The sequence below is a fragment of the Exiguobacterium sp. K1 genome, from assembly GCF_033721435.1.
In the GTDB taxonomy this organism is placed as follows: domain Bacteria; phylum Bacillota; class Bacilli; order Exiguobacteriales; family Exiguobacteriaceae; genus Exiguobacterium_A; species Exiguobacterium_A artemiae.
The window spans coordinates 79,494-92,340 of record NZ_JAOTIT010000005.1; the positions used below are offsets into that span (position 1 = coordinate 79,494).

9 protein-coding genes, 1 tRNA gene and 1 pseudogene are annotated in these 12,847 nt (G+C 45.9%); 4 read left to right on the forward strand and 7 right to left on the reverse strand.

The genetic code is table 11. The annotated features are described in order from the left end of the window. The first annotated feature begins 187 nt into the window (after window positions 1-187). The gene (locus tag N7U64_RS11440; RefSeq protein ID WP_318929843.1) at window positions 188-1,000 is read left to right on the forward strand and encodes a D-alanyl-D-alanine carboxypeptidase family protein; all 813 of its coding nucleotides are present in this window, start codon (window positions 188-190) and stop codon (window positions 998-1,000) included. A gap of 95 nt (window positions 1,001-1,095) precedes the next feature. Then, on the forward strand, window positions 1,096-1,572 hold the full coding sequence (locus N7U64_RS11445) for a DUF456 domain-containing protein (protein ID WP_318929844.1): 477 nt from the start codon (window positions 1,096-1,098) through the stop codon (window positions 1,570-1,572). Window positions 1,573-1,615: 43 nt separating this feature from the next. On the opposite strand, the gene N7U64_RS11450 is transcribed toward N7U64_RS11445, so the two are convergent. Further along, entirely contained in the window at window positions 1,616-4,732 is a 3,117-nt protein-coding gene (locus N7U64_RS11450) for an efflux RND transporter permease subunit (protein ID WP_318929845.1), read from the reverse strand. 175 nt (window positions 4,733-4,907) lie between these two features. On the opposite strand from N7U64_RS11450, the gene N7U64_RS11455 reads away from it, so the two are divergent. Then, a tRNA-Val gene (locus tag N7U64_RS11455) sits at window positions 4,908-4,980 on the forward strand. Window positions 4,981-5,035: 55 nt separating this feature from the next. Here the strand turns inward: N7U64_RS11455 and N7U64_RS11460 are convergent. Together N7U64_RS11460 and N7U64_RS11465 are read right to left on the reverse strand one after the other, a co-directional pair. Beyond that, a pseudogene (locus tag N7U64_RS11460) lies at window positions 5,036-5,973 on the reverse strand (IS30 family transposase). A 157-nt stretch (window positions 5,974-6,130) separates the two neighbouring features. After that, complete coding sequence (locus N7U64_RS11465) at window positions 6,131-7,153, reverse strand: PTS transporter subunit IIC (RefSeq protein ID WP_131504278.1); 1,023 nt, start codon at window positions 7,151-7,153, stop codon at window positions 6,131-6,133. A gap of 347 nt (window positions 7,154-7,500) precedes the next feature. Between N7U64_RS11465 and N7U64_RS11470 the strand changes: the two genes are divergently transcribed. Further along, window positions 7,501-8,235: a metallophosphoesterase family protein gene (locus tag N7U64_RS11470; protein ID WP_318929846.1), complete on the forward strand. Its 735-nt coding sequence runs from the start codon at window positions 7,501-7,503 to the stop codon at window positions 8,233-8,235. 50 nt (window positions 8,236-8,285) lie between these two features. Here the strand turns inward: N7U64_RS11470 and N7U64_RS11475 are convergent, their stop codons facing one another. The 4 genes from N7U64_RS11475 to N7U64_RS11490 form a co-directional block, all read right to left on the reverse strand. Continuing rightward, window positions 8,286-8,564, reverse strand: a complete 279-nt coding sequence (locus N7U64_RS11475; RefSeq protein ID WP_318929847.1) for a hypothetical protein — start codon at window positions 8,562-8,564, stop codon at window positions 8,286-8,288. Between the two features lie 78 nt (window positions 8,565-8,642). Further along, entirely contained in the window at window positions 8,643-9,203 is a 561-nt protein-coding gene (locus tag N7U64_RS11480; RefSeq protein ID WP_318929848.1) for a TetR/AcrR family transcriptional regulator, read from the reverse strand. Next, window positions 9,190-11,631: a YhgE/Pip domain-containing protein gene (locus N7U64_RS11485; RefSeq protein ID WP_318929849.1), complete on the reverse strand. Its 2,442-nt coding sequence runs from the start codon at window positions 11,629-11,631 to the stop codon at window positions 9,190-9,192. The genes N7U64_RS11480 and N7U64_RS11485 overlap by 14 nt, the downstream gene beginning before the upstream one ends. A 191-nt stretch (window positions 11,632-11,822) precedes the next feature. Beyond that, window positions 11,823-12,788, reverse strand: coding sequence for a quinone oxidoreductase family protein (locus N7U64_RS11490; RefSeq protein ID WP_214767293.1), 966 nt, complete (start codon window positions 12,786-12,788; stop codon window positions 11,823-11,825). Window positions 12,789-12,847 lie beyond the last annotated feature (59 nt).

Consider the following 12,847-nt stretch of genomic DNA (forward strand, 5'->3'; position numbering starts at 1 on the left):
AATGTTTACCCGAAAGACTGAATGTTCAATCCTTGTGCTGGACAATCCGACTTCATTTGATTGAAGCCGAAAGAATTAATTCATTTTGATTACACCCTGTAGAAAAAATGGTGGCGTTCTGAAATGAATGTTATTCTAAAAACAAAGATTAATTACCCTGTTTTGGAAAAAAGGAGTTTTATGAGATATGAAAAAACTAAAGAAAACGCTGACCGGGTTACTGGCAGTCCTTCTGTCACTCGTCAGTTTTTCACTGGCCGCAGAAGCATCCAGTTATCGCCAAGCGAAAACACCGCTTAACCTTCGAAGCGGAGCTTCGACAAGTAAAGCTGTTGTCACCGTTATCCCGACCACTGTTTACGTCAATGAGATCAGTCGGCTCGGGACATGGTCAAAAGTCCGTTATGGAACACAGACAGGGTACGCAAGCACAAAATATTTACTGACAGATCAACAAATCGGCGGATTGCGGATCGGAAAAACATTAATCGTTAATCCTAATCTTCCGTTACGTTCTACGTATGCCCCAGGTGAAAGTACGGTCGCACGGGCAGCCTTTGAGAAAATGAGACGTGCTGCCAAAGCGGACAACATTACGCTAGTCGCATTTAGTACATACCGTTCATATGCGTATCAAAAAGCATTATTTGAAAAATATGTGGCGCGGGATGGCTTTGAAAAAGCCAGTACGTACAGTGCACAACCGGGTAAAAGCGAACATCAGACAGGACTTGGTTTTGATATCGGTGGAGCAGATTCCTCGAAATATGCCAAGTTCAGCTTTTCCAGTACAAAAGAAGCCAGATGGTTGGCTGCCAATGCGCATCGTTACGGGTTTCATCTTCGTTATCCGCTTGGAAAAGAATCATGGACCGGATACACATACGAAAGCTGGCATTTCCGCTATGTCGGAGCAACACTTGCTGCACAGTTGAAAATGACCGGGTTAACGATGGAGGAATATTATCAACTGGCTCCTGGTAAACCAAGCACACCGTAACAGGTTTCGTTTCAAGCTTTGAATGGTAAATAAATGGTGTATTTCCTCATCGTCAACAGCGGCAATCCGTTTTTTTTCGAAAGAGGTGGAAAGTTGTGGCGAAAAAAGAAGAGAAACACCATATCATGACCTTTACATTTGAAGAGGAAGCGATATCGTACCAGGTATTCAGTGAGTTGAAGAAGTATCATGCAAACGGTCAGATTGATTTTGAACAAATTGCTGTCATCAAACGAAGTGAAAGCGGGGCTTTTTCTTTTGAAGATGCCGTTGACTTAAGCGGTTCCAACAAAGCATTTAAAGGTTCCCTGATCGGTATGGCCGTCGGAATTCTTGGAGGACCGTTCGGGATTTTACTCGGTTCGATGACCGGGATGCTGATTGGCGGTTCGAAAGACTTAAAAGAGAATCAAGCCGTTCAAGAAACATTCAAGCGGACACTCGGTGTGATTCCACCGGGAAAGACGGGTATCATTGCAATCGGAGAAGAATTCGAACCTTCTGTACTGGACGGACTCGTCGCGAAACATAACGGAACAATTGATCGGACCGATGAATTGCTCGAAAAATAATCAAAAAAATCCTTCCCTCATGAATGAGAGAAGGATTTTTTTTTTAGGATTGACGTTCTTTTTTGACCTTTTTGAAGAAGAACAGTTCATAGACGACAGGGACGATAATGAGCGTCAAGAGTGTTGACGTCGTCAGTCCGCCGATGACCGTCAAGGCAAGTCCTTTTGAAATCAGGGTACCGGATGATGTCGTCAGAGCGAGCGGAACAAGCGCCATGATTGTAGCGAATGCCGTCATCAGGATCGGGCGAAGTCGTGTTTTACCGGCTTCAATCAAGGATTCCCGAATCGGTAAACCGCGTGTGATGTTCTGACCAATCCGGTCAACGAGTACAATCGCGTTGGTCGTGACGATTCCGATGAGCATCAGGAATCCGATCATGACACTGACCGATAATGGTTCGTTCGCTAAGAACAGTGTGACGAGTGAACCAATCGGAACGAAGATGAGCGATGAAAGAATAATGAACGGAATCCGTGCTTTTCCGAACGTGATTAACATCGTCAAGTAAACGAGACCGATGGCGACGACGATGGCAATTCCAAGAGACTGGAAGATTTCGACCGTATCATCATTTCCACCGCCGCTTGTTAAGGAAACGCCGTCCGGCAAGTCGATTTTTTCGACAGCCGCTTTGACGTCACTCGAAACAGTTTGGACGTTATCGCCTTTGACTTGACCCGAGACACGGGCGTAAACTTTACCGTCCAGCTTTTGAATCGATGTGAACGTATCGACTTCTTTGACAGTTGCCACGTCTTTCAGAGCGACAGGACCTGCAGCAGAGAAGAGTTGGACGTTCTCGAGATCTGCTTTCGACGTCAAGTCTTCCTTATAAGACAATTGGACGTCCTGGTCTTTGTTATCAAGGTTAAGGGTGCCGACCGTAACAGGTTTCGTTTGGTCGTTGACCGTACCAAGAATCTGGAAGCCGGACAAACCACGATCGCTGGCTTTTTCAGAGTTGATTTCAACGAGGAATTGTTTTTGTTTCTCGCTGAAGTTATTCGTCACGTATTTTAGATCATTGTTTTTGTTCATGTTGTCTTCAACTAATTTAGCAGCTTTTTGTAGTGCTTCTAGATCAGTCGAGAACAAATCAACGTCAACGTTGTTGTTCGATGGGGGACCGCCAGTTGAAAGCTCAGCGACGCTGATTTTAACGTCGACATCGTCTTCTTTTGCGATATCCTCCATTTTAGTTTCTAGGGATTTGATTGTCTTTTCAACATCGACCCCGTCTTTTAAGTTCAAGAAGTAGCTGGCTTTGTTATCAAGTCGCAACCCGGTCGTGAAATCACGGGCTCCGACGGATGTCGTGACATCAGCAATCGCTTTTTCCTGATCAAACATTTTTTCCATGTTGAGCGATACATCACTCGTTTTTTCAAGTGAAGTCGCAGCAGGAAGTTCAAGTGAAGCCGTCAGTGTTTTTGAAGCTTCGTTCGGAATAAAGGTAAAGCCGAGTTGCGGTACAATCGCAAGCGAACCGCCAAGTAACAAGAACGAAACGACTAAGATGATTGCTTTATGCGACAACGATTTTTCAATCAGTTTGCCGTACCAGCGTTGTAAGGCGCCTTCTTTTTCTTCCGCCGGGACCTTTTTAAAGGCGAATTTCGCCAAGATCGGCACAATCGTAATCGCGACAAGCAGGGAAGCAAGTAACGAGAAGATGATCGTCAATGCAAACGGTAAGAAGAATTTACCGGTAATACCGCCGACGAAGCCGATAGGTAAGAAAACAACGACGGTCGTAAGCGTCGAAGACGTGATGGCCTTCAAGATTTCTTTTGTCGATTGTTCAATGACTTCATCCGTCATCCCGCCATTCGACTTGCGGACCCGCCGGAAGATATTTTCGATGACGACGATACTGTCATCGACGACCCGACCAACAGCGACGGCCATCCCGCCGAGTGTCATGATGTTCAGTGAAATATCCTGCCAGTTCAGGAAAATGGCTGCAATCAAAAGCGACAACGGAATCGAGACAATCGCGATGATCGTCGCCCGGATATTACGTAAGAACAGCAGAACGGCGAGTGAAGCAAACAGCGCACCGAGCAATCCTTCTTTTACTAGTGTTGCAACAGATTCTTCAATATCTTTTGCAGAATCAATCCCGATCGTATAATCGATTTGGTCATCGTATTTGTTTAAGATTTTTGTGACACCATCGGCGATTTCAACCGTATTAGCATCCTGTTTTTTCGTAATGGCCATCGAGAGAGAATCTTTTAAGTCATATCGTGTTTTTTCACTTTGTTTTGAGACGGCTTCGATGGTCGCGACGTCTGAAAGGCGAATCGGTTCAGTTGGTGCCGCTTGTTCTGTCGGAGCACCTGGAGCGCCGTCGACAGAACCGGCCGGAGGTCCTGATTGAGCCGGTTGACCTTGACCGCCTGATGCCGCACCGGAAGCGGCGCTTGACGTGAGTTGGAGATTTTTTAATTTATCCAAGTTTTCCAGCTTTTCTTCCACCCGGATTGGAATCTTCGAATCACCTTCTGCGAGCTGCCCGGACGGGAAGGAAACATACTTGGCATTAATTTGTTCTTTAATACTGGATAACGATAAACCGGCCGCTGTTGCTTTTTTGTTGTCGACCGTAATTTGGACTAAATCATCTTTATATCCACCAACAGAAACACTGTTGATTCCCGGAATTTTATTGAGTTCCGGTTCGATTTCATTCTTTAAGAGGGACTCAATCTCTTTTCCATCTTTACTAAAGAAGGAGATGTTGTAGATTGGGAACGATCCGAATGAGAAGCGGTTCAGCTTCGTTGTGGCTTCTTCCGGAAGATTGGCATCCTGAATCGCCGCGTCAATTTGTTGTTCGACCTTGTCCATATCGGTATCAAATGGGAATTCGATATTGATGATTCCAATACTTTCATAAGCAGAGCTCGTAATTTTTGTCGAGCCCTCGATTCCTTTCAGTGCTGTCTCGAGTTTTGAGACGACCTGTTTGTCGACATCATCCGGAGATGCGCCTGGATACACAGCTTCTACTGAAATTTGAGGAAATTCAATTTCAGGAAACTGATCCACTTTAAGCTGAGAAAACGAATATACGCCGCCCAAAACTAATAAAATAGCAATAATAAATACAGCGACAGAGTTCTTTAAACTAAACCTTGTTAAAAAATTCAACAGTTACCCCTCCTTTATTTTATATGTGCTTATTTACATAGTAGAGGACGAAACGAAACCCTGCAACTTTGAACTGTAGAGCAGAAAGAAAAAATATAATGAAAAAATTAAAGAAAAGTCTTTACAGTTTTCAATATGTTGCTATAATAAACATATACCCAGAACACACCAACATGATTCTGTAGCTCAGCTGGGAGAGCGCTACCTTGACAGGGTAGAGGTCGCTGGTTCGAGCCCAGTCAGAATCATACCGAACTCCCGTTCATCACACGATGAACGGGAGTTTTTTCATATGACGGTTTGTCAAATTAAGTGCAACACTTCTTCCGTGAAGACCTCGTATGCAGTTTTCCAGTTAAGACATTTTCGTGGTCTCCCATTAATCCAGGCGAGCGCTTGAGCGATTTCAGAGCGACTGACCTTTCCGAAATCTGTCCCCTTCGGGAAAAATTCACGGAGAAGACCATTGGCGTTCTCGTTACTACCACGCTGCCAAGAAGAATACGGATCTGCAAAATACATGGGTAAGCCTAACGTGTCACGAATTCGTTCATGACAGCTAAACTCTTTTCCGCGATCTGTCGTCGCAGTTTGGAACGTTCCCAACGGGAAGGAAAGATGTAATGCTTGAATCGCAGACTCCATCGATTGAGCGGACCGATTTTCCATCGGTACAGCGAGATAAAAACGACTCTTTCGCTCGACGAACGTTGCGACACAGGCTTTTGACGTCCCTCTACCCGATACAACAGTATCAAGCTCCCAATGTCCAAACGTTTGACGCCCTTTGACGTCGGACGGACGTTTACTGATTGGCAGTCCGACGTTGAAGCGTCCGCGCGTCTCACTTGGTTTCTGACGCTTTCCCTTTTGCCGAAGAAGTCCAGAATCGGCCTCGACGAGGCCACTATAAATCCAACGATAAATTGTCTTGAACGAGAGTCCTTCTTCTTGGAATAATCGTCCGGCAATTTGTTCAGGGGACCATGTCTCCCGTAATTTTTCGAGGATGAAGATTCTTTTTTCGAGCGTAAACTTCGTACGTGCACCGCACTTCTTTTTTCGCTCCACATAACGCTGGTCAGCATGAGAAGAATCGTAATGAGGATTTCGTTTCAATTCTCGTGAAATCGTAGAAGGTTGACGCCCCAGGCGTCCCGCAATCTTTCGGACAGAGAAACCTAGCTCGAGATACGTCTCTATTTGACTCTTTCTGATATGGTAAGATGAATATAGCTCATAACGAATCCTCCGTTGAATTTTGTGTGGTAACTCTATTCTACACGAGGCCGTTATGGGTTTTTTTTGTGTTTTCAGCTAGGTGTTGCACTTAATATTACAATTCGTCATATAAAAAAGCTGTTCCTTCATTAAATGAGGGAACAGCAGCATAAACATTTATTGAATTTCTAATCGAAGGTCGCCGATCTTTGTCCAACCAGCCATTGTCGTCATCCGGTAAAAGACGAGCGTCAAGACGCCTGGAAGGACAACGCCGGTTGCAAAAAAGATGAGGAACGCATTAAACCCCTGATTAACGAAGATGTTGAGTGGGGCAATCATTGAATTTAATCCGAGACCCGCAAGTTCATAAGGGACTTCAAGTGAAAGAACAAGTGTCGCAATCGGTGCCGAAATCATCGCGGCCAGGAATGGGGCGACGACAAGACGCGGATTCTTTACGATATTCGGAAACTGCACTTTTGGTGTGACGAAGAACGAAGCAATCAAACCGCCGGGGTCCGTTTGACGATATGCCATCAATGTAAATCCGACAAATTGAGCCGAACAACCGATTAAAGCAGCGGCACTCGCGACCGGGTCGAGTTGAAGGGCGATTGCCAGTGCAGCCGATGAAGCGGGTGACATCAATAAGACGCTGAAGATAAGGGCAATAACAAGTGATGTCGCGATAGGTGAAGATTCGACAGATGCGGTAACCATGGCACTGAATCGTGTGAGCAGAGGTGTTGTAACGGCAGCGGCACCAAGACCAGTGAATCCGCCGGCAAGAACAGCGCTGACCGGGATGACCATCATGTCGAACTTCGTTTTACCGGTCATCCGTTTTCCGACGAAGACGGCAACGGCGGCTGCGAGTAATGCACTGATTGGTTGTCCCGGTACGAGGACAAGCCCGGCATCCGTCGGTTGAAGTGCGGCACCCCCGATTGTCGCGGCAATCATCGCACTGAACAAGACCAGTGTATTTCCACCAAGCTGATAGGCGATTCCGGCTCCGAGGGCTGGAGCGAGTAAGACTTTGGCGACACCGCCAATCGTGAGTAACATCTCAATATGTAATAAATTGCCGAACGTTTCAATTAATAATCCTACCCCTAATGTCACTAACACGGCATTTGCCATACCGGCAGATACCTTTACCATTCGATCCATCGCATATTCCTTCAATTCACTCATCCTCTCTCTGTTTCTCTCTAGTTCGTTTTGCCATTAAAAAAACCTATCCGTTATCGGATAGGCGCCATCATTCCTGCGGGCGCCTCATTCGATGCATCGAAAGGAGGGCCCAAAATCAATTCCGAAAATCACCGGAAAGGTTTCAGTCCCTCGAGCATAGAATAATCAGTCGGCCAGCAATTTGTTTAACATTCATAAAAATGATTCCCCTCTCAATGAATTTTTCTAAGCCTAACACGGGTAAGATAAATAATCAATATTTTCTGACAATTTATTTTCAATGATTTTCAGACTTAAAATCAGGGGAAAGATAAGAATGGCATCAGATAAACATTGGAGGCGGTTTCATGAAATTTGCAGTCATCACAGATATTCACGGAAATGTAACGGCACTCAAAGCCGTTCTAAATAGAATAGCGGAAGAAGGGGAGATCTCGGAAGTCTTCTGTCTTGGAGATTTGATTGGGATTGGACCACAAACGAACGAAGTCATCGAAATTGTGCGATCGACACCACAAATGACGACGATCAGCGGAAATCATGATGAAAATGTCCTGGCGTTAATCCATGGTCAAAAATATCCGGACAGTTACCGTCATGCGAAAAACCACCACCAGTGGATTGCCGATCAGTTAACACCGGATAATCAATCGTTTCTCGAACAACTTCCAAGAACCGTCCGGAAAACATTTTCGGAACAGGAAGTATTGTTTACACATTATGCGTATCTGGATGAAACAAAAGCGATTGGGGAGGAACCGTTGGCGGAAGCAGTGGATGGAACCGAACAATCCCTGCCCGAGCTCTTTAAAGATGAGCGGGCGAGCCTGGTCTGTTTTGGACACCATCATCCGAGACAGTTGGTCCGGGCGAAGGGGATAACTTACCTGAATCCAGGGGCACTCGGCTGTCAGCCGGAAGCTGTAGCGCCATTTGCGGTAGTCGAACTGAACAGCGGAGAGTGGAATGTGAATGTCATTGAAGTAAAGTACGATGACCGACCATACCTTGAAGCGTTTAATGCGGCACCAATGCCGGAAAAAGAATTGTTGCGTAGACTTTTTCTCGGAGGAAGAACATAAAAAAACGATCCGTCTGCAAGAGTACGGATCGTTTAATGAGAAACAATGTTTCATAAAAAACGGCTTAAAAGAGAAAGACCTAAAGGGACGGCAATGAGTAAAATCCCGATGATTCGTTTTGTCCGGCTCCGTTTCCACTGAAAAGCGAGCGACAGGAACGGAGATAAAAGAAATCCGACGAACAGCGTGATTAACGTCAGGATAAAAAATAGAAAGTCTGTTTTGGAACTGGTACGGGTGTACGATTTCCACATATCAACGAGCGATACAATGACGTAGACCAGCAAAGCTAACGTGAAAAGAAAATTGGACAGTAAAAGCTGCGACAAATAAAACACTCCATTCAGGTACGAATAAGAATTGATTACGCAAAAACAGCCTCTCCATTTATCGAGAGGCTGTTTTCATTATAACAATTTTAACATCGCTTGACTGATTGTTTTTAGATCAAGTGGTTGCCCGATCAGCGGCCATTCAGAAATCAAGGCAATATACGTTTTGAACAGCAGGAACGCAGTTACTTCGACCGGAACTGCTGGAGACCGTTTTTCAAGTTCCAGCCGCGTCTCCAGCAGATTCTTTATATATTCGACGATATGTTGCTCGATTCGAATCCGTAGCTCCGACATCTCCTGGAGTTTCAACGTCTGGGTTTCTTGTGTGATTTGTAAGATAAACAGATGTTGCTGTTGATGATTGACAATGGCATCAATCATCGCCTGTTTATTTTCTTCGACAGAAGCTGTCGTCGTATAGGCGTTTTCCGCTTCTGCTTTCATCTCCTGCAAGACCCGTGTGACGAGGGATTCAAACAAATCAAGTTTACTTTCAAACAATTGATAGACAGTTGGTTTTCCAACATGAGCTCGTTTGGCAACACGTTCGATGGTCGTTCCTTTATATCCGAGTTCTGAAAAGCAGGACATCGCTGCATCTAAAATGAGATGTTCTTTATCAGACAGTGTCATGGCGTTTTCTCGCTTTCGTTGAGAGTAAGATTCGTTTTCCGCCTAAAGCACCAGCGAAGCTGATAACAAGTGCAGAAAACAGAATCAAACCAAGGATTTGTCCGTTTGTGATGAGTGTGTCAGTAACGCCGATTCCAAGTGCCTCACGGAAACCTGTGACTGAATATGTCATCGGCAGGAAGCGGTGAATCGATTGGAAGAAGCTTGGTGTCATTTCGACCGGGAATGTTCCGCCGCTGCCGCCAATTTGCAGTAACAACAGTAGGAAGGCGCTGAATTGTCCGACCCGACCAAAGAGCATTGTTAACGTAAAGAGTAACGTAATGAAGGTCATACCTGTTAAGGCGGCAAATCCGTACAGCGCAGGCGTACTTGCGACATCGGCATCGAGTACATAGACGATAGCGACGGAAGCCGCAATCCCTTGTAGCGCACCAATCGGTAAGATGATCGATAGTTTACCGACGAGGAAACGCCATGTTAATGTCTCGCCGTGTTCAGGACGAATCTGGTAAACGGAAGAGAACATCAACGCACCGGCGAATAAAGCGATGCTGAGAATGTAAGCTGCAAGACCGGATCCGTAGTTGTTGACGGTTGAATAATCGTGTTCTTTTAAGACGACGGGCTCAGCGAGCATATTATCCCGGGCATTCGATGGTTTCACAGTCGCATCTTTTGCCCCTTTACCGAGTTCCGTTTTCAATGTGTTGGCTCCGTCTGCAAGTTTAGAGTTACCGTCTGCGAGACGCGATGCTCCGTCTGTCAGTTGACCGGCACCGGAGGAAATGGCAACGGCACCGTCCGATAACTGTCCGAGACCTGAGGTCAATTGACCGGATGCCGTACTGGCATCGTTCGCACCAGTTGCCAGCTGTTGTGCCCCAGCTGTTAACTGGCTGCTTCCGGCAGCTGCTTTATGCACGCCGTCTGTATAAGCCGTCAAACCTTGCGTGAGCGTGCCTTGTCCTTGTTCGAGACTTTTTGCACCGGCAAGTAGTTGAGTTTGTCCTTGCTCTAATTGTTTTGAACCAGCAAGTAGTTGGGTTTGTCCTTGTTCTAATCGTTTTGAACCGTCAAGCAGTTGTGCTAGCCCACCATCGAGTTGCGAAACAGCAGAAGCGATACTTTGACCACCAACTGCAAGCTGATTGATTTTTTCTGTGGCGTCATTTGCTTGAGCAAGACTGGCATCAAGAGCAGATTCTTGCTGTGCTAAATTTTGAACGTTTTGTTCCATCGTTGCGATGGATTGAAGCAAAGCACCTTTTTCTTCTTCCGTTAACGTTTCAGATGAAGCAATGACGTCCTTGATGCTCGCGACGTTTGCTTCAAGCGCTTCACGACGTGAACTCAACTCTTGTTTCAGCGTATCCGCTGCCGCGTTGACTGCTGCCAGCGAGGCATTGGCTTCTTGAGCCCGGGCGTTCAATTGGTCGAGACCGGCTGTGAACTGTGGCAAGTTCTTGTCGAGCTTCGACGCACCGGCCGAAGCTGTTTCGAGACCTTGACGGAGTTCCGTCGATCCGGCAGCTGAACTCTCGAGACCTTGACGAAGTTTCATCGATCCGGCAGCTGAACTTTCGAGACCTTGGCGAAGTTTCGTTGATCCGGCCTGCAAATCGGCTGAACCTTTCATTAACTTCCCGCTGTTGTCATCGAGTTGATTGAGGCCGCTCGATAATTCACCAGATTTCTCAGCTAGTGTTTGTGTTCCACCGCTTAATGTGTTGAGACCGCTTGTCAGCTGAACGGAACCGTCTGCGGCTTTTGTTAAGTTTGTGGACAACTCATTTGTCCCGCTCGTTAATTTACTGAGATTCGTCGTCAGTGTTTTGGCGCCATCTGTTGTTTTCTTCGCTCCGTCCTCGAGTTTCGCCGAACCTTCGGATGCATCTTCGAGTCCTTTGGCAATTTTTTTAAGGGATCCGAAAATCGCACTGCTGTATTGTTTCGTGACGGATTTACGGATTTTTTCGTTTAATTGTTTGGCAGCGGCGCTGGAAATCTGCGTACCGGAATAGTTTTTGGCCGGATTCAGATAATACTCCAGCTCAATTTTTTTCGGGTGATCGTCGAGTAACGTAGTCGCATTATGAGAAAACTTCTTCGGGATGACGACTGTCATGTAAATATCACCGGCGCGAAGCTTTTTAGCCGCATCTTTGCGTGAGAGATACTGCCAGTCAAAGTCATCATTTTTTTTCAGTTTTTTGACGAACTGATTTCCGATGTCAATTTTTTCTCCTTCGAACTTCGTCGCCTTGTCTTCATTGACGACTGCGACCTTGATGTTTTCTGTCTTACCATACGGATCCCAGAAAGCAGATAAAAAGATCGAGTTGTAAAGAAACGGGACGAGGATAAGTGCAAGAATCACGATGATCATCATCGGGCTTTTTAATTTTTTCCATTCTGAGCGAAACATAAATCAAATCTCCTTCTTGAAACTAAAAACTAATTTAAGTTTCTGGTTTTGATGAGATTTACTTTACGCTCTTTTAGGAAGGAAAGCAACTACTTAAGTCGATGAATTTCTGATATGAAGAATTGTTTCTCTTTTGTAATCATTCCAGACGAAAAACGCATCCAACCAATAAAGGAAGGATGCGTTTAGACTTAGGGAATCAATAAAATTTTTCCGGTGCTCTGACGGCTTTCCAAATAATCATGAGCCCGTTGTCCGTCCGAGAGGGAGAAGATAGTCGGAGAGGCGATTTGCAGTTGACCGGATTCCAACCAACTGAACAGTTCACCGGCCCGACGGATACGTTCTTCACGAGTCGTCAGGACGTTCCATAAGTCCCCGCCGGTCAATGTTTTCGAAGTGTCCATCAGGAACCGTGGATCAACTGAGACCGGATCCCCGCCGGCCATGCCGTAAAAGACGACTGTTCCGTGGATTTTCGTCACTTCGAAACTGTTCATCAACGTCGATCCGACCGATTCGTAGACGACATCGACGCCACGCTGATCCGTCAGTGTTAAAATCTGTTCGACCCAGTTATCCGAATATAAAAAGACATGTTCGGCACCGGCTTGTTTAGCGATATCCGCCTTTTCCATCGATGACGTTAAACCAATCGGAATGGCTCCGTGTAATCGGACAATCTGTGTCAACAATTGACCGACGCCACCGGCTGCTGCGTGGACCAATACCAAATCTTTCGGCCGGATGGTATAGCTGTCCCGTGTCAGGTAGTGCGCAGTCAAACCTTGTAATAGAACGGAAGCAGCTGTTTCGTACGAAACAAAATCCGGTAAAGGAATCACTTTATCGACGGGTGCGGCAACGAATTCGGCATTCGCGTTCGGGACGTCGGCAAAGGCTACCCGTTGCCCGACTTGAAGATCAGTCACAGCAGCACCGATTTGTGTGATGATCCCTGAACCCTCGTAACCGAGCAGGTAAGGCGGCGTGCCTTCCAAATGATAATTGCCTTTCCGGCGGTAGATGTCGGCAAAGTTTAATCCGATAGCCTTCATTTCAATTAATACTTCATTCGACTGGATTTCAGGAGTCGGGTGTTCTTCGTAATGCAGTACACTTGAATCTCCGAAGGTACGAAATGTGAGAGCTCGCATAGTAAATACACGTCCTTTTTAGTAGTTGTCAAAGGTAGTATAATTCACTTAAGCAGAAA